The sequence below is a fragment of the Gardnerella coleohominis genome (assembly GCF_002896555.1).
In the GTDB taxonomy this organism is placed as follows: Bacteria; Actinomycetota; Actinomycetes; order Actinomycetales; family Bifidobacteriaceae; genus Bifidobacterium; species Bifidobacterium vaginale_F.
Map to the genome: position 1 here is coordinate 1 of NZ_MNLH01000035.1, position 410 is coordinate 410.

The window sequence follows — 410 nt, forward strand, 5'->3', positions numbered from 1 at the left end:
GTTTCTGGCGATGTCGATGGAAAGCATATCTTCAAGACTTTGACCGATATTCTCGGTGCAGAAGATGCTTTCGGTGATATGGACTTCAAGGTTGCTGGTACTTCCGAGYKYRKSWMTGMWTWGCAGCTTGATRMKMAWCCTGCCCCCCCCCCCCCCCCCCCCCCCCCCCCCCCCCCCCCCCCCCCCCCCCCCCCCCCCCCCCCCCCCCCCCCCCCCCCCCCCCCCCCCCCCCCCCCCCCCCCCCCCCCCCCCCCCCCCCCCCCCCCCCCCCCCCCCCCCCCCCCCCCCCCCCCCCCCCCCCCCCCCCCCCCCCCCCCCCCCCCCCCCCCCCCCCCCCCCCCCCCCCCCCCCCCCCCCCCCCCCCCCCCCCCCCCCCCCCCCCCCCCCCCCCCCCCCCCCCCCCCCCCCCC

General features: G+C 83.0%; 1 pseudogene. It reads left to right on the forward strand.

Features of this window, described 5'->3' with window-relative positions:
• A pseudogene (locus BFS05_RS06880) lies at window positions 1-410 on the forward strand (hypothetical protein); the annotation flags it as partial.